Here is a 22,152-nt window from a genome sequence, read left to right on the forward strand (position 1 = left end):
AAACCCGCGGACAGGAGAACGAACGATGGCTCGGAACGTCTTCTACAGCTTTCACTACAAGCCCGACAACTGGAGGGCGTCGCAGGTCCGCAATGCGGGGGTTCTCGAGGGGAACCGGCCGTGCTCGGACAACGACTGGGAGTCGGTGACGAAGGGCGGCGACGCCGCTATCAAGAAGTGGATCGATGGTCAGATGTCGGGGCGCAGCTGCGGCGTCGTACTCATCGGGTCGGGCACTGCCGGCCGCAAGTGGATCAATTACGAGATCGAGAAGGCGTGGAACGACGGTAAAGGGGTAGTAGGCGTCTACGTACATCGCCTTCTGGATTCGAGCAAGACGCAGACGACCAAGGGCGCCAATCCTTCGACTCGTTCACGCTCGGCGGGGGCACGAAGAAGTTGTCCTCGGTCGTGAAGGCGTATGACCCGCCCTTCTCGGCAAGCACCTCCGTGTACGACCACATCAAGTCGAACCTGGCTGATTGGGTCGAGGAGGCAATTCGTATTCGGAGCGCTCAGTAGAAGGCTGTGCGGGGGACCCGGCGAAGGCCACTCAGAGCAGCCGCCGGATCTCGTCAGCGGTGAGCCCGCGGCTAGCCAGTCCGCGGATCAGGCGTTCTCGGGCACCTCGGCTGACCGGCTTCCCATGGCGTTCCTGCCATCTCGCGCGTTCCTCAGCGAGCCAGCCCATGCCGGCGTCGAGCACGAGTGGCTGCCACTCGGTGCGCAGCTCCGCCGGCAGGCGCGGTGCAAGGTCAACCCAAGCGTCGACCAGGAGGGCGCCGTCGAGGTGGTTGAAGAGCTGCTCTTCGTCGCCGTGGGTCAGCAGCCACGCGTAAGCCTCGACGCGGCCCTTGCGGTTCAGCACGTCGGACGTGAGGAGAGTTCGGTCGGCACCGCGGACATCGATCGGGGCGAAGCAGGCGGGTGGGTCGACGCGCCAGAGCTGGTCCGGCACCAGATATGTGCCGCCGCGTTCGCCGTGGACCTCGCGGAAAGTCACCCGCGGCTGGAGGCCGAGGTCGAAGCCGAGGGAGTGGAGGATGCGCTCGGCCACGGCGAGCGTCGGTGACTTGGTGCCCCGCTCGTACGCCGAGAGCGTGGGCTGGGACGTCCCGGAGCGGCGCGCGACGGCTTCCTGGGTCAGCTCGCGGGCGACGCGGGCGACCTCCAGCAGCGAGCGGCGGTCCACAACCAGAACATATCCAAAAGGATCTGGCGCGCCCATAGGGCGACGATGGCCTGCACACCTGTCCTCCAAAGGCACCCACTGATCTGAAGGAGTGCGAGATGAGCGTGGCTGACTACTTCGGACTCGACGACCCCGAGTCCGCACTGATGACCGAAGCGCGGGCCGGGTGGGTCCGGTGGTGCGGCGAGGACCCCGACCTCGCGGTCGTCGACGACCTGACCGACCTCCGGGCCTGGACCTGGCGGGCGGAGCGCGAGGCGAAGGGTCGCGTTTTCGGTCGCCTGGCCGAGGTTGCGCAGACCGAGGATGCGGCGCGGGCTGCGCTGGTCTGGCTGCTGCTACCGGGCGCGATCAACCTGGCCGACGGGTTGCGCGACTTGACCGCGGACATCGACGGTCTCGTCGCCGGCCAGCTCTGGATCGAGGTTTCCCGCAGCCACCTGCACTCGCCGTACGGGCTGGCGAAGGCGGTCCTCAACAGCACTCGGCGTGCGGTGCTGGCCGAGCTGGGAGTCGGCAGCCACGGGAGGCAGCGCGACCGGGCGTGGAGCCAGAGGGTCCTGCTGGACCGGTTCGAGGAGCAGGCGGTGCAGGCCGAGCCCGAGGGCGTCGACCCGTACGACGAGCTGGTCGAGGTACTCGACGCGGCGCTGCGCGACAACGCAGTCGGGGGCATCGACATCTGGCTCCTGCACGAGCTGGCGGTCGCCGCCCACGCCGCGGGCGCGCCGATGCGCCGCGGGCGGTGCGGACTGACGTCGCCCGCTTTGGTCGACGAGATCGCTCGTCGGCGTCCAGAGGCGGCCCGCACGCTGCGGCGCTGGCTTGGCAGCGCGGTGGACCAGCTCGCGGCGTACGTCGACTCCTGGCAGGACGACGCCCGGCTCGCGCAGTGGCGCATCGACCACCCGCACCGGCTGCCCACCGAGAGGGAGCAGATCGAGACCGAGCGGGTCTACGACGAGTACCTCACAAGCCGAGGCGAGGGCCCTGACTGGGAGCCGATCGGGACGGACGGGGTTCCGCTGGTGCTGCGCGCCTCGGCTTGAGCTGGTTGCGGATCCGGTAGGCCAGTGCGGCGGTCGGGTGGTCGTCGGGCAGCGGCTTGCGAGCGGCGGCACGGGAAAGCAGCCGCTCGGCGTCGTGCCCGGTCCGCTGCAGGCGGTCGAGCTCGCGCGCCAGCTGCAGGGTCTGGTCGTCGCTGCGGCCGACGTACCCGACGATCTTCGCCTCCCAGGCGCGGACGATGTCGGTGTAGCGCTGGTTGATCTGGTTAGTGAGGTTGCGGTGGTACGCCGCAGGCGCATCGGCGTCCGGTGGCGGGCCGGCGAGTCGGCGGTCGTCGTCAGGGACGCCCTGGGCCGCCCTCCACAGAGCGACCTCGTCGTAGAGCGCGCCGTCGAGGACGTCGGCGTACCTCTGGGCCCACGTCGGCAGGGTGTCCCGCGGCTGCGCGCGGACGCCGTCGGCCAGGGTGCTCACCCGCTGGGCACGGGCCTCGAGGTACGGGCCCCAGGTCTCGTGCCACGCGACGTCGGCCGGGATTCCGGGGAGCCAGGGGAGTGGACCGGCGTCGGCGGCGTCCAGCGCGTCTTCCCAGCCCGAGCCGAGCACCCGCTGGGCGCCGAGGGCCACGGCGTCGGCGTACCGGACGACGGCGTCGTGCAGCTGCGCCTCGACCCGCGCGGCAGTGGCGGCGGTGGAGGTGGCGGAGACGGCGGCGCCGTCGCGGGCGAGGATGCCTTCGAGCATCTCGGTGGCGGTGAGCTGGTCGCCGTGGCCGGGCAGGGCGAGCTGGTGCGGGTCGGTGGGGGCGGCGAGCACGACGTGGGCGTGGTTCTCGCGGCGGCCGCGGGTGAGCATCGTGTAGAGCAGCTGCCGGGACTCCTCGCCGGTGACGATGCCGTGCATCGCGTCCGCGGTGAGGCCCTGGGCGGTGTGCACGGTGCTGGCGTAGCCGAGGTCGACGTGCGCGGCGACGTACTCCGCGGGCAGCATCGTCGTCAGGCCCGAGGTGGTATGCCGCACGGACAGGCTGCCGTCACGGATGCCGGTGACGGTCCAGCGGTCGCCGTTCTTGACCCAGTCGGTGCCGCTGACGCCGAGGCGGCGGTCGTTGTGGCGGGTGATGATCGTGTCGCCGACCGACGCCTGGTTGCCGTCGCGCAGCGGCACCTCTGTGCGCGGCTTCATCCCGGTCAGGCGTACGGCGCGGGCGCGGGCGTTGAGCTCGGCGACGAGGTCGCGGGTGGGGGCAAGCATGAGGCAGTCACGACCGCCGGCAGTCTCACGGATCCAGGAGTCGAAGACGGCCTCGACGCAGGTCTCGGTGTCGCCGACGTGGACGCGGTCGTGGTCGAGGTAGTACCCGAAGGCGGCGGGGTCGCCCTCACGCAAGTCGAGGGAGGCGGCTGCCTCGGCGGGGTCGGCGAACCGGACGACCTCGTCGAGCCGGTCAGCGCCGTGGTGGTGGGCGATGTCGCGGAGCACGCCGCCGGCGCCGATCGCGGCGAGCTGCTGGTCGTCGCCGATCAGCCGGACGGTGGCGCCGCGGTCCAGGCAGTAGCCGACGACCCGGTCGAGGGTGAGGGTGTCGGCCATCCCGGCCTCGTCGATGACGATCAGGGTCTGCGGCCCGATGCCGGCGGCCCAGCCCTCGAACCGACCCGTGGTGATCTGGTGGTCGAGCTTGGCCAGGGTCTCGCTGAAGATCTCTGCCGCGTCGGAGAGAACCGCGGCCGCGGCAGCCGAGGGCGTGAGCCCGATCGCGTCGTACCCGCGGTCGATCCACACCTGCGCGAGCACCTTCATCGCGGTGGTCTTGCCCGACCCGGCGGGTGCGAGCGCGAGCCGGACGCGGCGGTCGCTGCTGGCCATCGCCAGCACCAGGTCGCGCTGGCCGTGGTTGAGCCGGTCGCCCTCGACCGCGGCCGCGCGGATGGTGATCTCGACCTCCTCGGGATCGAACGAGAACGCACCGTTCATTCCGGCCGCCGCGACCAGGCGCTCCTCGGCTTCGAGGATGCGGGCGCTGGTGAAGTGGTCGCGGCCGGTGTGGCGGTAGACGCTGGTGCCGTCCGAGCGCCGCAGCGCATCGGGCTCGGCGATCGGATCGCGGTCGGGGGTCAGGTTGACGAAGCGTGCCTCGGCGGCGTCGACGACCCACTGCACGACTTCGCTGACCCGCTCGGGAGGTACGGCGACGTCGCGCACCTGGCGCTGCGCCTCGGCGTACACGTGCCAGGACTGCCACGTTGCCTGATGCGACTCGAGCTCGCTCAGCACGCGCTGCGCCGTCGTGTTCACCCAGTCCGCCGACACCTCCTGCGGCTCGGGACCGCTCGGGTGCAGCCCGGCGCGAATCATTGCGCCGAGCCTCGCCGGGCCAAGGAGGTCCGTGGCCTGCCGAAGCCACGCGTCGCGCTGCTCGGACTCCGACCGCGGCTCGTGCTTGGCCCGGCGAGTCTCCAGGTTCGCCTGTTGCGCCAGCGCGACGGCCTCGACCGGCGTCGGTGGCCGCCCCTGCGCGCGGGTGAAGTCGCGGGCCAGCTCGCGCTGGCGCTTGGTGATGTCGGCTCGACGTGTCGACCAGAGCCGACACAGGCTCGGGTCGACCCCGACGATCTCGCGCACCGGCCGCTTGCCGCCCGGCAGCACCGGTCGAGCCTCGAAGCGGACGCCGAGGAGCGCGTGCAGGTGGTGCTCCAGCGCGGTGTTGTAGGTCTCCGAGGCGGCTACGACGTGCTGGTGCAGCACCCGGCCATAGATCGAGAGCCACTTGCCCTCGCGGGTCTGCACCTTGTTGGCGACGGCGACGTGGGTGTGCAGGTCGGGGTCGCCTGCGCGGGAGTCGCGGTGGGTGAAGGCGGTCGCGATCAGCCCGCGGGTCTCGACCTGCCGAGCGCCGTTCGCGCCCTCGCGGGTGAAGATCACCTCGCGCTCGAGGTAGGCGAGCGCGTCGGCGACCCCAGCGCCGTGAGCCTGCTCGATCAGCTTGGCGACCTCGGGCGGGGCGACCGCCCAGAGCGTCGAGACCGACTTCACCGGGCTGAACGTCAGGTCGTACCCTGCGACCGCGGTCTGCCGTGGCCGTGAGTAGCGAGCCAGCGCAGCCGACAGCTCCCGCTCCGAGGCAGGTTCCCGATCGTGCTCCCGGACGAACCACTCCCGCGCGACCTCCGACTTCATCCGGGCGATCACCTCGCTGGGCGGACGACCTCCGTCGGAGGTTGCGCGCTCCGCGGTGGTTAAGCCTGTCGAAACCTCGTCGACCCGCCGCTGCACCTCGGCGTTGAACCCGTCGACGCCCTCGGTCCCGTAGACCTTGTACGGCCATCCGAGCGACTCGCCCGTCAACGGATGTGACGCGGAGCCGAACAGGTGCTTCATCTGTTCGGTGGTGACCACGTCTCCGGCCTCGAGCCCGTCGACCCCGACCAGCCCGGAGCCGACCCAGCGGCCGGGCACCTCGCCCTTTGCCGCGTAGTAGTCGGCCAGGGGAGTGGCGCCCTTCTCCGTCGAGTCGAGCGCAGCGACTTGGTCCGTGAGGTACTCGTAGCCCGATCCAGTCGACAGTTTGTGCAGGGTCATCACGATCCCCAAGGCCGCGGGCGCGCCGCGAGTGGCCAGGACGGGCGGACCAATGAAAGAGGTGTGTGGGCCGAGAAGGGCGGGAATCGAGAGGCGGAGGAACGTCAGGAATCGGAGGCAGGGTAAGAAGAGCCACGAGGGCCGCGGAAGGGCAGGAAGGGCAGGATGGGCAGGAAGGGCAGGAAGGGCGGATTGAGAGAGTCGCCCATCACCAGGCGGACTCGGGGAGGGTCCAGATCGATGCGGGTCGGTCAGGATCCATGGTGATCTCGAGATGCTCCAGGAGGCGGATGCGAAGGCTTCCGCGAAGGCGCGCTTCGTCGATTCTCGACCGCTCCTCCCGGCCGACGATGTCGTTCATCTCTTCCGGTGGAAGCTCGCTGACCCCGACGATGACAGCGAGCTCTTCGTCCGCCTCGTCGCCGTCGACGCGCGTGGCTGGCGGGAGGAGTCGCACCGTTGGGACACCGGCGGGCGACAGTAGTGCGACGTACGGCGAACGGTCGTCATACACGCGCAGGACTGGGCCAGCCGTAAAGGGTTCGGACGACGTGTCGTTGATGCCCATCGGTCGGCCGGTCAGGATCGAATGAGCCTGGTAGCTGTTGGTCACCACGACCGGGTCGGAGACTGAGCCACCGGCAATGGCCGCCTCCAAGTCAGCAGCCAAGGAGTCAAACGTCGTTTCGGAGGAACCCGCTAGGTCGGCTACAACCAGGTCGAGGATCCGGTCCTCCTCGCCGCGGACGATCCCGCGAACAAGATCGTCGGCGAGGCGTTCCGGCTCAGCTACCACCCGAGTCTCGGCGAAGTACCAGCGTGGTATGAGGGTGTCGAGGCCGAAGTTCGTCTGGACTGGTTCGGCAGCTGAATCGGGCGCGGTCAGAAGCGCTTTGGTGAGCGACTCCTTCCGCGCCGCGGCAAGCTTCTCGTGTACCGCGGTTCTGAATGCCGCGACGCGATCCGGATCGACGGGGAGACGCGCGTAACTCTCCTCTAGGAGCGCGTCGCCTTGATCCACGACGTCGCTGAGATGCTCCTTCAGGCGATCGAAGTGGTTCTCAGGGACGCCGAGGGTGGCGCGCGCGCCGGCGAAGCCCCCCTTTTCCCACGAGTCAATGACGGTCATGAGGCGCCGCGCAGCATCGACCTCTTCGTCGCTGGATGGATCGATCGGTTGCCATGTCAGGCGAGGGCCAGCAACGAGCATCAGTGCCAAAGCCATGTAGGTCCCGATCTGAATCACGCCGCCGCTCATCGGTCCGCGTTCATTCAACTCCCACCAATGGATGCCGAGCTCGTTCTCCAATTCGTCGGACGCACGGAGCATCAGGACGAACGCTTCGTCGTGTTCGAACGCGTTCGCGATCTGAGAGCAAACGGTCTTGAACGACTCATCTTGGTTGCCGTGATCGAAGCGATAGAGGACCCATGCATAAAGAGCGAGGAGTCCTGCCCCCGTGACGGGGCCGAGGCTCGAGCCGGGTGAGGTACTGCCGTGCAGGAAGTACTTGATTGCGACTCGCGCGGCCTCGGGGTCACCCGATTCGATGGCACTCTTTACTACTCGCAAGAATGTCCGGGTGTAGATGACGTCGGCCCCGCGAACGACTTCCTGGTCGAGGCGGCCAAGGTGGAGGTAGAAGCTCCCGAACTCGGACAGTCGGAGCAGGAGGGCATCTTGACGCGCTGTGGTGTCTGGGCTTGGCGCGGCCAGCTCCTGGCTCCACGCTGACTCGAACAACGTGAGGATCATGCCAAGCGCATTGAGCACTCCTCGCTCAGCGCAGGCGACTGCCACCCGCCGCACCCACGAGAGAACGTCGACCCAGAGAAGGCGAGACGTACTTGCGCTGACGCTGTCGACAACTCCATGCAAGTCGCGGACGATCTGTTCCCACTCGCGGCCCAGTGGGAGGTTTGGGCCGGCACCGGTCGCTGTGGCTGTCTGAAGACCGAGTTGTTCATCGAGGATGGTTTCGATCAGGTTTTGGTAGACGTCGAGTCCATCTTGAACGACGCCCATCTCGCGGCGCTCGATCGCCATGACGACGTTGTCTCTGAGGGCTGCCAGAGAGGACTCGAAGGCAGAGCGCGTCATGGCTGCCCCTCCCAGCGAAGCGCCTTGGTGAGACGGCTCCGCAACTTGGCGAGGTCGCCCGAATACGACTCGGCATTCTTCAGGACGAATATCTCGTGTCCCGCATCGATGGAGGACCCGATCGAGGCCATGATGCGTAGTTCTGGCGGGGTCCCTGTCGAAGGTTCTCCAGGCGCGTTGGTGGCTGCGGCGGCGGTGAAGGCGCTGGCATCTTCGTCGGCGATGTCCTTGACGATGTCGGTCAGGAGGTCAATGTCGACGTCCACCAGTGTGCCCGCTCGATCCGCTGCGACGAGGACAGTTCCGTCAACGGTCGCGGTGCTGCTCCAGCGCCACTCACGGGGAGCAACAGCGTGGAGTCGGGCCTCTGCCGCCGCGCGCGTGTGGGCTTCGCGCATGCTCTTCTTGAGGTCGTCGACGAGTGCCTTCTCGCCAAGGCGAAGGGCCTCACCTGGATTGGCGTAGACCTTGCCGACGCGTGCATAGGACCAACCGATCCAGAGGATTGTCAGAGCGACGACCGCCACCTCGACAACGGCAGACTCCGGTTGATCAAGGAAGAGCGATGCAGCTCCGACCTGGATGGCGCCGACAATCGAGAAGGCCAGGACAGGTCGAAACTGGCTCTCCTGAAACAAGACTTGGCGCACCCCGCGCGACGTGACGACAGGCTCCGACGTCAGCTGCATGAGGACCGCGAGGCCGGCGAAGGCGATGGAAGCGAATCCAGCCAAGACCTGCCAGGCCGTGCTGATGACTGCCGAGGGGTCTTCAACTTTGAAGGCATTAGCGTGCGGGAACAAGGTTACGGCACCAGTCGTCCAGGCGAGCGCAAACGCAGCCGCTTGCACGAGGCTGCTCCATGCGAACGGTCGTCGATCCCAAGAGTCGCGCCCAACGTCGATGGCCGTCCTGATGCGTCCAGTCTTCGGCGAGTGCCGCGCTATCTCCCATCGAACTTGCTCAAGTAGCCACCGCGAATTCGATCCGTGATTGCTTCGCCGCCTCACGCGACTTCCTCGGGAACGGCGGTGCGTTTGATTCGCTGGAGCGTGTCGACGATGACCTCGACATCAGCATCGGGGAAGAAGTAGTCGGGGCCGGTGGGCGCGTGGTCTGTGTAGGGGGATTCGAAGAGGCGGGCCGGCTCCATGACCCCGTTCTTGGTGAGCTCGTCGATGATGAGGTTCACGAAGCGCACCTGGTCGGCGGAGAACTTGGTGCTGTCGAGGTAGTTCTCGAAGGCCTCGAGTGCCGCGGACCGATCGAGGCCGACGAGGCTGCGGACGAAGATGCCGAGGCCGCCGCCCTGCTCGGTGGCCCAAGCGATGTCGACGTGCTGGCCGCCGGAGGCGACGAGCATCTGCTCCAGCTCGGTGAGGTCGTCCGCCGTGAGCTGCTTGTTGCGGCGAAGGCGCTGAAGGGCGAGGTTGTCGAGGTGTTCGCGCAGGTAGGCCTCTGCCTTGGCGCGGAAGCGCTCGAAGTTCGTGCCGGGCGTGACTCTGGGTAGGACGACTTCGATGCCCTCGCCGAGGATGTCCTCAAAGTCGGTGTAGACGGGGTTGCGCGACGTCTTCTCGATGAAGCGGGCAAGGCCGCGCAGCTTGCGGCGCGCTTCCTCGAGCATGGACAGGGTGACGTCGATCCACCATTCGTCGCCGGCGACCGACTCCAGCAGCACCGCCTGCTCGGCGACACTTGGGATAGTTGTCTTGCCGAGCAGCGCGGAGGCGATGCGCTGCACGGTCTCACGCAGTCGTTCGGCGAGGACAGCGTCGCCGTCGAGCTGGGCGAGCTGGCGACGCAGGATGAGCAGGTCGAAGCGCTTGGCGTCCTCATCCTCGTCATGAACCGACGACGGAAGTCCGGCGAGCGCGAGCAGTGGCTCGGTATCCTCCGCCGCGATCGACCCCCAGGCGCCGGTGTCGGCGTACTTCTCGACTGCCTTGCGGTGCGGGCGGACAACGAAGTTGTCGAGGTTCATCCCGGCAACGACTTCGTGCAACGTCGAGGCGGTCGAGGTCCGCAGGTCGGGCTCGGTGTCACCCAGCCCGATCACCAACCCGAGGCGCGCCTCGAAGAGACGCTGAGACAGCGACTTCTGGATCTGACCCTGCGAGCCGGGGAGATCCTGGCTGAAGTACTCGAGATTGCCGCAGAAGTCGAAGACGAGGAAGTCCTCCTTGTCCTCGTCGGGGCCGAACAGATCTGGGCACAGGCGAGTGCCGCGGCCGATCATCTGCCAGAACTTCGACTTCGAGCGGACCATCTTGAAGAAGACGAGGTTGACGACTTCGGGGACGTCGATGCCGGTGTCGAGCATGTCGACGCTGATCGCGATGTGCGGCGCCTTGTCCTTGATCGAGAAGTCGTCGATCAGTGACTGCGCGTACGGCGTGCCATGGGTGATCACGCGGGCGAAGTGGCCGGCTAGCTCGGGATAGGCGAGATTGAAGCGTTTCTCGATGAACTCGGCGTGCTTCTGGCTCTTGGCGAAGACGATCGTCTTGCCCAGTCGGTCGGCGCCGGCCACCTTGTAGCCCTGGATCATCAGCGATTCGAGGACCTTGTCGACCGTGTCCTCGTTGAAGAGGAACCGGTTGAGGTCCTCGGCGTCGACCTCTTCGGGCGGACCGTCCTCGCCCCAGTCGAGGGCGTCCCACTGGTCCTTCTCTTCCTCGGTGAGGTCGTCGTACTTGATGCCCGACCGCAGGAACTGGGTGCCGACGCTGATGCCCTTCGGTGGCACGAGGTAGCTGGACTCGACGGCCTCGTCGAGGGAGTAGTTGTCAGTGGGCACGCCGTCTTCGAGATGGAACAGTCGGTAGGTGTTGTGGTCGACCTCGTCCTTCGGCGTCGCCGTCAGGCCGACGAGCAGCGCGTCGAAGTAGTCGAAGATCGCGCCGTACTTGGCGTAGACGGAGCGGTGGGCCTCGTCGATGACGATGAGATCGAAGTAGCCCGGCCCGAATCGACGGAGGCCGCCGTCGACCTCATTGATGAGGTTCATCATCGTCGGGTACGTCGAGACGTAGACGCGACCCTCGATGGCCTTCTCGGTCACGAGGTTCACGGTCGTCGAGCCGGGCAGGTGCTCCTTGAATGCGTTCGCCGCCTGGCGCACCAAGGCTGTGCGGTCAGCGAGGAACAGCACACGCTTGACCCAGTTCGCCTTCTGGAGCAGGTCGACCAGAGCGATGGTGGTGCGGGTCTTGCCTGACCCGGTGGCCATAACAAGGAGGGCCTCGCGCTGCTTGCGGTCGAACGCATCGCCCACGGCCTTGATTGCTCGCACTTGGTAGGGCCGGCCGGCGATGTCGGTGTTCACCTGCGCAGACGACAACGCGAGCTTGGTCTGGCGGCGCTGGATCAGCAGCTCCAGCTCGTCGCGGGTGTAGAACCCCTGGGTCTGCCGCGGCGGATAGCCGCCGGCGTCGTCCCAGATCCGGTGTTCGTAGCCGTTGGTGTAGAAGATCACTGGTCGTCGGCCGAACTGCTTCTCCAGGCAGTCGGCGTAGAGCTTGGCTTGCTGCTGGCCGACCTCGGGTGACTTGGAGGTGCGCTTGGCCTCGACCACCGCCAGTGGCAGAGCATCGGCGCCCCACAGGACGTAGTCGACGAATCCCTTGCCCTCGGCGTTGGGCATGCCGTTGACGGGGTACTCGCGGTCGCGCTCTTCATCCAGCGTCCACCCGGCCTCGTGCAGCAGGACGTCGATGAACAGATCGCGGGCGGCGGCTTCGTCGTAGTCGCGCGTGTCGGGCGCGGCAGCTGCCTGGGCGGCTGCGATCTGAGTCTTCAGCTCGGCGATCTCCGCCTCGTGGGCGGCCAGTCGCTCGTCCTTCTCGGCGAGCTCGCGGGCGTGGGCCTCGTCCTGCTCCTTGAACTTCGCAGCGAGGCGGGCAACCTCCTCGCGCGACAGCGGCGCGGCTTTGGCTGCGTGGGCCGGGTCGAACTGGGCCTGTAGCGGCACCACCTTCGGCGCAGGGGAGTGATGGTACGACGTCCACACGACGACGTTGAACAGCTCGCGCAGCACCGCGAGCGACACATCGGGACGGATCTGCCGGTTCTCGTGGACGGCCGTATTGGCGATGCGACGGATCGCGGTCAGCTTCTGCGTGATGCCCTGCGGCACCTTGGCCTTGAACGCAGCGTCGTTGATCTTCGCCGCGAGGTCGTCGCGGTAGGGGATGGGCAGCGAGAGGACGTCGTAGAGATAGCCGACGAGCTCCTCGACCACCCGGCGGCTGTAGAAGCACGCGGAGCGAGGGTCCGACGCGAGGTACGACTCAGCCCGGGCGCAGTCGTCGTGCAGTGACGGCAGCGTCTGGCGGACGAAGTCGAAGTTACCCACGGAGTGCATCCTGCCGAATCGGAGTAGGCGCGTGTTGGAAAGCCTTCACCCGAGCAGGTCCTCCAGTTCAGTGACGCCCCTTTCGATCTCGGCATTGAGGGCCTTGATGTCTGCAAGGATTTCTCTGGGTGGGCGCGTGGACCCGGTGTCCTCGGGGGTCTCTTGATACCGGCTCGGCGTGAGCAGATAGTCGTTGGCGGCGATCTCGTCGCGCGGCACAAAGAAGCTCTGGTCGGAGCGCTTCCGCGACAACTCAGGGCTGGCCGGATCCTCCCGGGTCTTCCAGCGAGCGAGGACGTCATGGAGGTCATTCGCAGCCACGGGCGTGCGCTTCTTGTCGAGAGACCGACCGTCGGCGCGAAGGTCGTAGAACCACACGCGGTCGGTACCGCCGACCCCTGTCTTGGTGAAGACCAGGATCGCGGTCTGGGTCGCCGAGAATGGTTCGTAGGCGGCGGGCGGCACCTTGATGACGGCATCGAGTTTGTGGTCGTCGACGAGGGCCTTACGCAGGGCCAGTTGGGCCTTGTGAGTTCCGAACAGCACCCCTTCGGGAACGATCACTGTGGCTCGGCCACCGAGTTGCAGAAGGCTGAGCACTCGGCCGACGAACAAAGGCGCCTTTGTCGTCGATTTCACGTCCCTGTGCAGGTCCTTGTCGAGGGCCGACTTCTCGACCGACCCATTGAACGGGGGGTTGGTCAGCACAAGCGAGTACCGACCAACATCATCATCCGGCATGGCCGCCAGCGAGTCGCGGCGGCGAACGTCGGGGGTGTCGATGCCGTGGAGAAGCAGGTTCATGGTGGACATGCGCGCGAAGGCCGGGTCGTTGTCGAACCCGTGCAACAAGCCGTGCTGGAAGTGCTTGCGAGTTGTGTCGTCCAGGAGAAGCTCCGGGTTCGTCTCGCGGAGGTAGTTGGCGGCGTACACGAGGAAACCACCTGACCCACTCGCGGGGTCGGCGATCAGATCGCCGGGTTGCGGATCGACCAGCCTGACCATCAGGTCGACCAGGTGCCGTGGCGTGGGGAAGCCCCCGCTGCTGTTCTTGGTGGTGATCTTCGAGATCAGGTACTCGTAGACGGCTCCATTGGCCGCCGGAGACGAGTACGGCACCTTGTCGATGAGATCGACCATCCGGCTGAGTGCACTTGGCGAAGGAATCGTGAACACGACGTCGGTGAAGGTCCCGCCGCGCTCGCGGAGGAAGTGAATGACCGTGGTCTCGAACAGCCCGAACATCCTGCTCGCCTCAAGGTTCTTCAGCCTCGACCAGCGGAGTTCCTCGGTCTCCGCGTCGAAGATTGGGTTCTCGATCGGCCTACCGATGACGTTGGCCTTCTTCTCGGCGGCGGTGTGGATGACGTCGAGTCGTCGAACTGCCAGGAGCAAGGTCGCTTGGGCGACGATGTCGTAACCGTCCTCAGTCCCGACCTCCTCGAAGGCATCCCAAAGTTCGTCGATCACCTGCTTGAAGTCAGTGGCCATCCATGACTCCTGCTGTCTGCGCCGACTTGAAGGAATCCAGGGTGTGTAAGTCCACTCGCCGTACCGGGCCTCGGCAAGGGCGTGAGCGAGGATGAGGCGAGAGGTACGACTCGGCCCGGGCGTTGTCGCCGTGTAGAAACGGCAGCGCCTGGCGGACAGAGGACTTCCCCATGTCTGACGACTACTCGCCGTCGTCGTCGATGTCGAAGCGGTTCGCAAGCCGCTCCAGGGTGAATTCCTGACGGAGCTTGCACGAGGTGTTGGGGTTGTAGAACAAGCCCGGCTCACTGTAGGCCTCGGCCAGGGGGACGGCAGCCAGCCATCTGACGGGGAGTACCCATTCGGAGATGTCGTCTGTCTCCGTCTGGCCGGGCTCGATGTGCTGGTAGTTGCCCCGGAGTTTCTCCTGGGCCAGGGGTGTCCACTCGCCCTCATGCAGGACGAGTGCGGCATCGAATCGCTTGGCATCCGCGAGAGTCACCCCAACTCCCACATAGCCACTCCCCGGCACGTAGACATTGACCCGGTGGCCGACGGGGATCGTGCGCAACGTCCCTGACGAGCGCGCTGATCCTCCAGCGGACACGAATCCGAGCTCCAATCCGTCTTGCCAGTCGCGGCCGTGGGTGGCGAAGTTGACGTACCAGTCAAGTCCGTTCCAGGCGGCGCGCTTGCTCTTCTTGCCTCCCGTGGTCGCGGTCGGTGTCTCGTCGTCCGACGCCGTAAGCCAGGAGCGGGCGAGGTAGCGACGCCCGTCGTCCTCGAGATAGGAGAAGAAGACCGCGTTGACCGGGACACCGAAGTCGCGAAGGTAGTTGACGATCCGCTCCGAGCTGGCGTCGAGCTCGGCAGCCACGATGGTGAGGCTGAGGTCACCGTTGAGCTCGTCGGGCGGCGCGCTTCCGAAGACGTCCTCGAACGCGGCCTCGAATGGCTGGTCGAGGTGCTTGGTTGCGATGTCGATGATGTCGTCGCGCGACAGTGTCGAGGCCCAGGAGCCGTAGTCGAGCACCTGGGCGACGACCTCTCGTGGAGTCTTGTCGCGCTTGAGCTCCAACAGGTGCAGGTTTCCGTCGGCGTCGATCGCCAGCAGGTCGAGACGTGGACCGTACGGCGTGATCACCTCGCTGCCGATGACCAGCAAGCGCTCGCCGAGCAGTGACGGGTCGCGTTTCAGGAACTCGTGCAGGTCCTTCTCTGCGGGGAGTACGGACGCCGTCAGCGGCTTCGGCTCATCGCCGTCGATGCGCCACATCCTCATTTCAACCGGCATCGGTCACAGCTCCCCTCGGAATGCGCGGGACTGGAGGGAGGCGAACAGGTGTGCATCCTCGGATGCCGCGTATTCAACCCGTGCCCGCTGGTCCTGTATGAGTTCGATTCGCGTGGCGAACTTGCGCTGCAGCGACAGTGGTGGAACCTCCAGGGGAAGCTTCGCCAGCCGCGCTTTCGAGATGTTCGGCATGCTCGACGCCGAGCCACTCGAAAGGTCACGAACGGCCGGGCGCTTCTGCGGGTTCATCATCAATGCCTGGAAATAGCGCCTGTCGAGTCGATCCGCGTCGAGGTGCAGTCGGAAGATGAGATCAGGCAGGAGGAGGCGGGGACGCACCGCGTCGACAAGTGCAACTGCTCCGACCAACTCGCGCGTGTTCTTGCGAGTCATCAGGACATCACCACTGTGAACCTCGGTTGAGGCCATGCCGCCCACGTGGCCGGAGTACGCCTTGTTCTCTCCGGCCTGAAAGCGCCCATAGGTGACGGCACCGAGCTTCAGCACCCCCCACTCGTCGGGTTCCGCAGGCCGCGCATGGCAGTTCGGGCTCGTGCCGTTGTCGACCTTCGGCACGAGTTCTCCGAACGGGACCATTTCCCAGCGGCCTTCGCGCAAGCTGCCGAACATGTCGTGGAAGACCGACTGGGTGAGGGCATCTAGGTGCGTGAGAACTTGGCGGCGCTTGGTGCGGAGGGCGTCGGCGTGGTCGAGAATCGCGGCGATGCGGCGCTGCTCGGAGACTGGGGGCAGATGTAGGTCGTATCGGAGGAGTTGCTCGCGGTTGAGCTTCGGAATGTTTGCGCGGTTCGACAAGGACGTCGCGTAGTCGAGGAAGTCTTGGCTGCGGAGTACGTAAGCGACGTACTCGGGGGTGGCGAGATTGCGGTCGACATCGAGCGCGTACATGTCCGCACTACAAACCCCCGCGAGGTCGACGAGGGCTACCTTGTTCAGGTTGGGACGAATCTTCGAGTACAAGACGTCGCCTGCCTCGAATCGATACTTGCCGCTGGTTACGCCGTCCTCGCGAGCGGTCCGATATCCAAGTAGACGTCCGGAGCCCTTCTCGATGGAGTCGGGCGCGATATGGGGCAGGTGGGCGAACTCCGGACGAGTTGGATCAACAAGCGATGACCGAACAGTGCAGACATCGCCGAGCGTGGTCACGAGAGCATCGCCTTCAGCTCGGCGAGGCCTTTGGCGATCTCCTCTTCCAGAGCCTCGATGTCGGCAACGATCTCCAGCGGGGCTCGGTGCTCGATCTCGTCGTGAACGATCTCTTTGTAGCGGTTCAGCGAGAGGTCGTAGCCCTGGATGACGATGTCGCTCTTGGACACGAGGAAGGACTGCTCGGTGCGGGCTCGGTTTTTCTCCCCGTCGCGGTGCTGCCAGCGAGTGAGCACATCGGGGAGGTCGTTGGCCTCGACCGGGTTGCGCTTGTCGTCGAGCGAGAAGCCGTCGGCGCGGACATCGTAGAACCAGACGTCGTCGGTCCCGCCCGAGTTCGTCTTGGTGAAGAACAGGATCGCGGTCGAGACGCCGGCGTACGGACGGAAGACACCGGACGGCAGCTTCACGACGGCGTCAAGCTTCTGGTCCTCCACCAGAGTCTTGCGAAGCGCCTTGTGCGCCGTACTCGAACCGAACAGCACGCCATCAGGGACGATCACCGCTGCGCGGCCGCCGGGCTTAAGGATCTTCAGGAACAGCGCGAGGAAGAGCAACTCGGTCTTCTTCGTCTTCACGATCCGCTGGAGGTCCTTGGCGGTGGCCTCGTAGTCCAGCGATCCCGCGAACGGCGGGTTGGCGAGGATGAGGGTGTACTTGTCCGCGTCGCCGGCGGCTCCCTCGGAGAGGGAGTCGCGATAGCGGATGTCAGGGGACTCGATGCCGTGCAGCAGCATGTTCATGCTGCCGATGCGCAGCATGGTGGAGTCGAAGTCGTAGCCGTGGAACATCGACTGGTGGAAGTGCTTGCGCTGCAATGAGTCGAGCAGAGCTTCGGCGTGGGTCTCACGGACGTACTCGCTCGCGGCGACGAGGAAGCCGCCCGTGCCGCACGCCGGGTCGCAGATCTCGTCGGACGGCTGTGGCGCGGTCATCTTGACCATGAGCTCGATGATGTGGCGCGGCGTGCGGAACTGACCGTTGACGCCGGCGGACGCGATCTTGGAGAGCAGGTACTCGTACAGGTCGCCATTGGTGTCGCGGTCCGCCATCGGGATGTCATCGAGCATGTCGACGACCTTCGACAGCAGCGCCGGGGTCGGGATGGTGAAGCGGGCGTCCTTCATGTGCTCGCTGTAGGTGGTGCCGTCACCCAGGGCGCGAAGCAACGGGAACACCTCTTCAGCGATGGTCTTGTGCATCACCTCGGGCGACGTGTTCTTGAACTGGCCCCACCGAAGGTGTGCCTGACCAGGCAGGAACACTGGGCTCTCGACCTCGGTCTTCGTGACGCGGGCCTTCGTCTCGGCCAGCGTTTGGATGTCATCGAGGCGGCGGATGAACAGCAGGTAGGTGATCTGCTCGATGACCTCCAGGGGGTTGCTGATGCCGCCAGACCAGAAGGCGTCCCAGACGCGGTCGATCTTGCTCTTCAGCTCACCCGTGATCACTGGCGCAACTCTAGTGAGCGCACGGCGTTCAGACCGGGACATTGGCCACCTCCTGCCGCCCGGGATCTCCAGGCAGAGCCCTGCAGGATGGCTGTTGCCACCGACACAAGTGGTCATGTTGCACACGCTGATGGCCACTCGCTGCCGCGCGTCGGCCTTGGGGAACGAGGGCGGCCAGACGGGCCGCCACCGACCCAGGAGTCCCCATGGCTGCCACCATCACTCGCAAGCTCGTGTCCCTCACCGATGCGGCCGACGTCCTCGCCGTCTCGACGAAGACCGTCCGTCGCTACATCGCCGACGGGCATCTCGAGGCCGTGCGTCTCGGGCGCAAGACGCTGCGGATCAAGCTCGACTCGATCGACAGGTTCATCGATGCGCGGCCGGTCGGCGGCTGGAGGCGCGCGGGATGAGTGGTTTGGAGGCTCGCTTCGCTCGCACCTCAACCACCGGGGAGCGATCAGACGCGGTCAGAAAGGCCGGTTCGTTGTTCCCCGAATGTTCCCCGAATTGGAGAGAGACCCTCGAAAGGGCCTCTGACCTGCGGTTATCTGGTGGGCGATACTGGGTTTGAACCAGTGACCTCTTCCGTGTCAAGGAAGCGCGCTACCACTGCGCCAATCGCCCGTGCCGCCCGCACTATATGCCGGGCGATCGAGGTGGAGACGGGATTTGAACCCGTGTAGACGGATTTGCAGTCCGTTGCCTCGCCTCTCGGCCACTCCACCATTGGAGGCCAAACCGTGAGAGAGACCTCTCCGAGCGGACAACGAGACTCGAACTCGCGACCTCAACCTTGGCAAGGTTGCGCTCTACCAACTGAGCTATGTCCGCCTGCGCTCCGACCGGTCTCCCGGTCGGCTGCGTGAGAACAGTAGCCGATGCCCCAGACCATGCAAAATCCGCCCCGGCGTCGCGCGTTGCCGGTCGGCGGGCCCTCGCCGAGCCCTCCTAGAGTGGCCGCATGCGTGCCTGGGTCAACGGGGAACTCCTGTCCGATGCGACCGCTGCGGCGGTCTCCGTGACCGACCACGGGCTGACCGTGGGCGACGGTGTCTTCGAGGCGATCAAGGTCGTCGACGGGCAGCCGTTCGCCTTCACGCGGCACCTCGAGCGGCTCCACAGGTCGGCGCGCGGGTTGGCGCTGCCGGAGGTCGACGAGGACGCCGTACGGCGCGGGGTGGCGGCCGTGCTCGCGGGTGCGGACCTCCCGCTCGGCCGGATCCGCATCACCTACACCGGAGGCCCGGCGCCCCTGGGGTCGGGCCGCGGCGATGCCCCGCCGACCCTGATCGTGGTGGCCGACGCGATGCAGGCATGGCCGGCCGCCACGGCGGTCGCGACCGTGCCCTGGCCGCGCAACGAGCGCGGCGCGCTGGCCGGCCTCAAGACCACGTCGTACGCCGAGAACGTCATCGCCCTGGCCGCCGTCCGGGAGCGCGGCGCGAGCGAGGCGATCTTCGCCAACCTCGCCGGCCACCTCTGCGAGGGCACCGGCTCCAACGTCTTCTACGTGGTAGACGGCGAGCTGCGCACGCCCACCGTGGCGAGCGGCTGCCTGGCCGGGGTCACCCGCGCGCTGATCCTGGAGTGGTACGGAGGTCGCGAGGTCGACGAGCCGGTCGAGGTCGTCGAGCAGGCGAGCGAGGTGTTCTTGGCCTCCACGACCCGCGACGCGCAGGCCGTGTCCCGGTGGAACGACCTCGAGCTCCCTGCGCCGGGCCCGGTCACGACCGAGGTGCGCGAACTGTGGCGCGCGCGGGAGCCGGAGCTACTGGGTCTGTGAGTCGCCCGTGATCGCCGCGACCATCTGGTCGAGGTCGATCCGCTCGGTGCCGAGCGGGACGACCGCGAGCGTCCGGGTGAGGAAGCGGTAGAGCTCGTTGGTGAGCAGCTGCGTGACCAGGCGGCCGTCGGGGGAGCAGAGCTCCATCACGACCGCGGCGCGGCCGTTCTCGTCGATGCTCGGCCAGAGCTGGATGTCGCCCTCGCCGGCCGGGTCGGTCATGCCCTGGAGGAGCAGGTCGCGGCCCACGGCCCAGCGCACCTCGTCCCGCGGGCCCCGGAAGGTGATCCAGACGGCCCACGGGTCGGACGGGTCGTAGCCGAAGGACGCAGGGAGGTCGAGGCTGCGCCCGTACGCGTCGAGGCACTGGAGGACGACCTCCTGTGAGAGGGCGCGCGACATGGGCTGCTGGGTCACGGTGGGGAGACGGACGGACGGCGGATTCGTGACGCGATCCGGACCTGAAACCGCCGAATGTGATCGGCCCGCGTCGGTAGGCTAGAGTCTCCGACCGCACCGCCCCTCACGGGACGGAGCACGTCTCGGGCGATTGGCGCAGTGGTAGCGCGCTTCGTTCACACCGAAGAGGTCACTGGTTCGAACCCAGTATCGCCCACCGAGATTCTCCGAGCCCGGGAAAGATTCTCCGAGCCCGGGAAGGATTCTTCGAGTCCGGGAAACCGGAGCGCGGCACGCCCGGACCCACCGATACGATCGGTGGGTCCTTTCCTTTCTGTCCTAGGAGCTCCTGTGTCCGACCTCAAGATCGTCCTCGTCCACGCCGACGCGCGTGAGGACCGGACGGTCACGACGGGCACCAAGGCCTGGGAGCTCTTCGCCGACGACACCGCCGTGATCGCGGCGCGCGTGAACGGCGACTTGAAGGACCTGGCCTACGAGCTCGCCGACGGCGACGAGGTCGGGGGAGTGGCGATCGACAGCAAGGACGGCCACGACATCCTGCGGCACTCGACCGCACACGTGATGGCGCAGGCGGTGCAGCAGCTCTTCCCGGAGGCGAAGCTCGGCATCGGGCCGCCGGTGGAGAACGGCTTCTACTACGACTTCGACGTCGAGACCCCGTTCGTGCCCGAGGACCTCGCCAAGATCGAGACCGCGATGCGCAAGATCATCAAGGAGGGCCAGCGCTTCGAGCGCCGGGTCACCTCCGACCACGACGCGATCGCCGAGCTGAAGGACGAGCCGTACAAGATCGAGCTGATCGGGCTCAAGGGCGCCGGCAAGTCCGACGACGCCGCCGAGGGCGCGAACGTCGAGGTCGGCGCCGGCGAGCTCACGATCTACGACAACGTCCGCCGCAACGGCGACGTCGCGTGGAGCGACCTGTGCCGCGGTCCGCACCTGCCGACCACCAAGCGGATCCCGGCGTTCAAGCTGATGCGCAGCGCCGCGGCGTACTGGCGCGGCGACGAGAAGAACAAGCAGCTCCAGCGCATCTACGGCACCGCCTGGGAGTCCAAGGAGGCGCTCGAGGAGCACCTGCACCGGATCGAGGAGGCCGAGCGCCGCGACCACCGCAAGCTCGGCCGCGACCTCGACCTCTTCAGCTTCCCCGACGAGATCGGCTCCGGCCTCGCGGTCTTCCACCCCAAGGGTGGCGTGATCAAGCGCGAGATGGAGGACTACGTCCGCCAGCGGCACATCGAGGAGGGCTTCCAGTACGTCGGGACCCCCCACATCAGCAAGGAGGGGCTGTTCCACACCTCCGGGCACCTGCCGTACTACGCCGACACGATGTTCCCGCCGATGGAGTTCGAGGGCGCGAACTACTACCTCAAGGCCATGAACTGCCCGATGCACAACCTGATCTTCAAGTCGCGCGGGCGCTCCTACCGTGAGCTCCCGCTGCGGCTCTTCGAGTTCGGGTCGGTCTACCGCTACGAGAAGTCCGGCGTCGTGCACGGCCTCACCCGCGTGCGGGGCCTGACCCAGGACGACTCCCACTCCTACGTCACCCCGGAGCAGGCGCCCGCTGAGGTCCAGCACCTGCTCGACTTCGTGCTCGGCCTGCTGCGCGACTTCGGCATCGACGACTTCTATCTGGAGCTGTCCACCCGCGACGACTCGAAGCCCGACAAGTTCGTCGGCACCGAGGACGACTGGGCGACCGCGACCAAGGTCCTCGAGGACGTCGCGATCGCCTCCGGGCTCGACCTGGTGCCCGACCCGGGCGGCGCAGCGTTCTACGGCCCGAAGATCTCCGTCCAGGCGCGCGACGCGATCGGCCGCACCTGGCAGATGTCGACGATCCAGTACGACTTCAACCAGCCCAAGGGCTTCGAGCTCGCCTACCAGGCCGCCGACGGCAGCCGTCAGCAGCCCGTGATGATCCACTCCGCCAAGTTCGGGTCCCTCGAGCGGTTCTTCGGGGTGCTCGTCGAGCACTACGCCGGCGCCTTCCCGCCCTGGCTCGCGCCCGTGCAGGTGCAGGCGATCCCGGTCGCGGACGCGTTCTCCGACTACCTCCACGAGGTGGCGAAGAAGATGCGCATCCAGGGCCTGCGGGTCGAGGTCGACGACTCCGACGACCGGATGCAGAAGAAGATCCGCAACGCGCAGCTGCAGAAGGTGCCGTTCATGATGATCGCCGGCAACGACGACGTCGAGGCGGGCGCGGTGTCCTTCCGCTACCGCGACGGCCGCCAGGACAACGGCGTGCCGATCGACGAGGCGATCCAGCGGGTGCGTGACGCGGTGGCGTCGCGCGAGCAGGTCTGAGC

General features: G+C 66.7%; 15 protein-coding genes and 4 tRNA genes. 6 read left to right on the plus strand and 13 right to left on the minus strand.

Annotated features, from left to right (window positions below):
* Positions 1-25: 25 nt before the first annotated feature.
* Complete coding sequence (locus tag PD653B2_RS08460) at positions 26-415, plus strand: TIR domain-containing protein (RefSeq protein WP_207559378.1); 390 nt, start codon at positions 26-28, stop codon at positions 413-415.
* Between the two features lie 138 nt (positions 416-553).
* Here PD653B2_RS08460 and PD653B2_RS08465 read toward each other — a convergent pair whose 3' ends face one another.
* Positions 554-1,192: a helix-turn-helix transcriptional regulator gene (locus PD653B2_RS08465; RefSeq protein ID WP_165763392.1), complete on the minus strand. Its 639-nt coding sequence runs from the start codon at positions 1,190-1,192 to the stop codon at positions 554-556.
* Between the two features lie 98 nt (positions 1,193-1,290).
* Between PD653B2_RS08465 and PD653B2_RS08470 the strand changes: the two genes are divergently transcribed.
* Positions 1,291-2,241, plus strand: a complete 951-nt coding sequence (locus tag PD653B2_RS08470; protein WP_085871902.1) for a hypothetical protein — start codon at positions 1,291-1,293, stop codon at positions 2,239-2,241.
* Here the strand turns inward: PD653B2_RS08470 and mobF are convergent.
* From mobF to PD653B2_RS08510, 8 genes are all read right to left on the minus strand, one after another.
* Complete coding sequence (gene mobF, locus PD653B2_RS08475) at positions 2,162-5,782, minus strand: MobF family relaxase (RefSeq protein ID WP_089503914.1); 3,621 nt, start codon at positions 5,780-5,782, stop codon at positions 2,162-2,164. The genes PD653B2_RS08470 and mobF overlap by 80 nt on opposite strands.
* Positions 5,783-5,990: 208 nt before the next feature.
* A complete protein-coding gene (locus PD653B2_RS08480; RefSeq protein WP_085871904.1) occupies positions 5,991-7,883 on the minus strand; it encodes a hypothetical protein in 1,893 nt (630 codons plus the stop codon).
* Positions 7,880-8,734 (minus strand): hypothetical protein, encoded by an 855-nt coding sequence (locus PD653B2_RS08485; RefSeq protein ID WP_085871905.1) that lies wholly within the window; start codon positions 8,732-8,734, stop codon positions 7,880-7,882. Before PD653B2_RS08485 ends, PD653B2_RS08480 begins: the two co-directional genes overlap by 4 nt.
* A gap of 155 nt (positions 8,735-8,889) precedes the next feature.
* Positions 8,890-12,240: a DEAD/DEAH box helicase family protein gene (locus tag PD653B2_RS08490; protein ID WP_085871906.1), complete on the minus strand. Its 3,351-nt coding sequence runs from the start codon at positions 12,238-12,240 to the stop codon at positions 8,890-8,892.
* Positions 12,241-12,285: 45 nt separating this feature from the next.
* Entirely contained in the window at positions 12,286-13,731 is a 1,446-nt protein-coding gene (locus PD653B2_RS08495; protein ID WP_085871907.1) for an N-6 DNA methylase, read from the minus strand.
* 181 nt (positions 13,732-13,912) lie between these two features.
* Entirely contained in the window at positions 13,913-14,992 is a 1,080-nt protein-coding gene (locus PD653B2_RS08500; protein ID WP_242665199.1) for a hypothetical protein, read from the minus strand.
* 15 nt (positions 14,993-15,007) lie between these two features.
* A complete protein-coding gene (locus PD653B2_RS08505; protein ID WP_085871909.1) occupies positions 15,008-16,174 on the minus strand; it encodes a restriction endonuclease subunit S in 1,167 nt (388 codons plus the stop codon).
* On the minus strand, positions 16,171-17,763 hold the full coding sequence (locus PD653B2_RS08510; RefSeq protein ID WP_242665200.1) for a type I restriction-modification system subunit M: 1,593 nt from the start codon (positions 17,761-17,763) through the stop codon (positions 16,171-16,173). Before PD653B2_RS08510 ends, PD653B2_RS08505 begins: the two co-directional genes overlap by 4 nt.
* 68 nt (positions 17,764-17,831) lie before the next feature.
* On the opposite strand from PD653B2_RS08510, the gene PD653B2_RS08515 reads away from it, so the two are divergent.
* Positions 17,832-18,038 (plus strand): helix-turn-helix domain-containing protein, encoded by a 207-nt coding sequence (locus PD653B2_RS08515; protein ID WP_085871911.1) that lies wholly within the window; start codon positions 17,832-17,834, stop codon positions 18,036-18,038.
* A gap of 139 nt (positions 18,039-18,177) precedes the next feature.
* On the opposite strand, the gene PD653B2_RS08520 is transcribed toward PD653B2_RS08515, so the two are convergent.
* From PD653B2_RS08520 to PD653B2_RS08530, 3 genes are all read right to left on the minus strand, one after another.
* A tRNA-Val gene (locus PD653B2_RS08520) sits at positions 18,178-18,252 on the minus strand.
* A 30-nt stretch (positions 18,253-18,282) separates the two neighbouring features.
* Positions 18,283-18,353: transfer RNA gene (locus tag PD653B2_RS08525), tRNA-Cys, on the minus strand.
* 33 nt (positions 18,354-18,386) lie between these two features.
* Positions 18,387-18,459: transfer RNA gene (locus PD653B2_RS08530), tRNA-Gly, on the minus strand.
* Positions 18,460-18,589: 130 nt separating this feature from the next.
* Here PD653B2_RS08530 and PD653B2_RS08535 point away from each other — a divergent pair.
* Positions 18,590-19,411 (plus strand): aminotransferase class IV, encoded by an 822-nt coding sequence (locus tag PD653B2_RS08535; RefSeq protein WP_085871912.1) that lies wholly within the window; start codon positions 18,590-18,592, stop codon positions 19,409-19,411.
* On the opposite strand, the gene PD653B2_RS08540 is transcribed toward PD653B2_RS08535, so the two are convergent.
* Positions 19,397-19,828, minus strand: a complete 432-nt coding sequence (locus tag PD653B2_RS08540; protein ID WP_242665201.1) for an SsgA family sporulation/cell division regulator — start codon at positions 19,826-19,828, stop codon at positions 19,397-19,399. The two genes, PD653B2_RS08535 and PD653B2_RS08540, sit on opposite strands and share 15 nt — an antisense overlap.
* Before the next feature lie 127 nt (positions 19,829-19,955).
* Between PD653B2_RS08540 and PD653B2_RS08545 the strand changes: the two genes are divergently transcribed.
* Positions 19,956-20,027, plus strand: a tRNA-Val gene (locus PD653B2_RS08545).
* A gap of 134 nt (positions 20,028-20,161) precedes the next feature.
* Positions 20,162-22,150, plus strand: a complete 1,989-nt coding sequence (thrS, locus tag PD653B2_RS08550; protein ID WP_085871913.1) for a threonine--tRNA ligase — start codon at positions 20,162-20,164, stop codon at positions 22,148-22,150.
* Positions 22,151-22,152 lie beyond the last annotated feature (2 nt).

The sequence above is a fragment of the Nocardioides sp. PD653-B2 genome (genome assembly GCF_002117935.1).
In the GTDB taxonomy this organism is placed as follows: domain Bacteria; phylum Actinomycetota; class Actinomycetes; order Propionibacteriales; family Nocardioidaceae; genus Nocardioides.

Coding starts and splice junctions, on each gene's coding strand:
- PD653B2_RS08535 (WP_085871912.1), top strand. CDS start 18,590: ATGCGTGCCTGGGTCAACGGGGAACTCCTGTCCGATGCGACCGCTGCG.
- PD653B2_RS08480 (WP_085871904.1), bottom strand. CDS start 7,883: ATGACGCGCTCTGCCTTCGAGTCCTCTCTGGCAGCCCTCAGAGACAAC.
- PD653B2_RS08460 (WP_207559378.1), top strand. CDS start 26: ATGGCTCGGAACGTCTTCTACAGCTTTCACTACAAGCCCGACAACTGG.
- PD653B2_RS08495 (WP_085871907.1), bottom strand. CDS start 13,731: ATGGCCACTGACTTCAAGCAGGTGATCGACGAACTTTGGGATGCCTTC.
- PD653B2_RS08515 (WP_085871911.1), top strand. CDS start 17,832: ATGGCTGCCACCATCACTCGCAAGCTCGTGTCCCTCACCGATGCGGCC.
- PD653B2_RS08500 (WP_242665199.1), bottom strand. CDS start 14,992: ATGAGGATGTGGCGCATCGACGGCGATGAGCCGAAGCCGCTGACGGCG.
- mobF (WP_089503914.1), bottom strand. CDS start 5,782: ATGACCCTGCACAAACTGTCGACTGGATCGGGCTACGAGTACCTCACG.
- PD653B2_RS08470 (WP_085871902.1), top strand. CDS start 1,291: ATGAGCGTGGCTGACTACTTCGGACTCGACGACCCCGAGTCCGCACTG.